1 rRNA gene is annotated in these 501 nt (G+C 48.5%); it reads left to right on the top strand.

Features of this window, described 5'->3' with window-relative positions:
- Nucleotides 1–170: 170 nt before the first annotated feature.
- Nucleotides 171–501 (top strand): 23S ribosomal RNA (locus ADM98_RS16820); the annotation flags it as partial.

Raw genomic sequence — 501 nt, 5'->3', positions numbered from 1 at the left:
TCCTTTCTAAGGAAAACGTCCCTTACGGGACATGCCCATCGTTCAGTTTTGAGAGCTCGTCTCTCAGTCTCGATAGAGACACTCGCACCTTGAAAACTGAAGACATCAACAAGACATCAAACTTTTTATAACCATGTCATTAGACGTGTGTTCTTAGAATACCAACGCTAGATCAAGGTATGAAGGGCGTACGGTGGATGCCTTGGCACTAGGAGCCGATGAAGGACGCGACGAACAGCGATATGCTTCGGGGAGCAGTAAGTATGCTTTGATCCGAAGATTTCCGAATGGGGGAACCCACCATCTGTAATGGGATGGGACATGTTACATGAATACATAGTGTAGCGTGAGGCAGACCCGGGGAACTGAAACATCTAAGTACCCGGAGGAAGAGAAAGCAAATGCGATTCCCTGAGTAGCGGCGAGCGAAACGGGAACAGCCCAAACCGAAGAGCATGCTCTTCGGGGTTGTAGGACACTCTATACGGAGTCAAAAAGGAA

Source organism: Exiguobacterium sp. BMC-KP (assembly GCF_001275385.1).
Taxonomy (GTDB): Bacteria; Bacillota; Bacilli; order Exiguobacteriales; family Exiguobacteriaceae; genus Exiguobacterium_A.
This window is presented reverse-complemented; position numbering and strand designations above follow the sequence as displayed.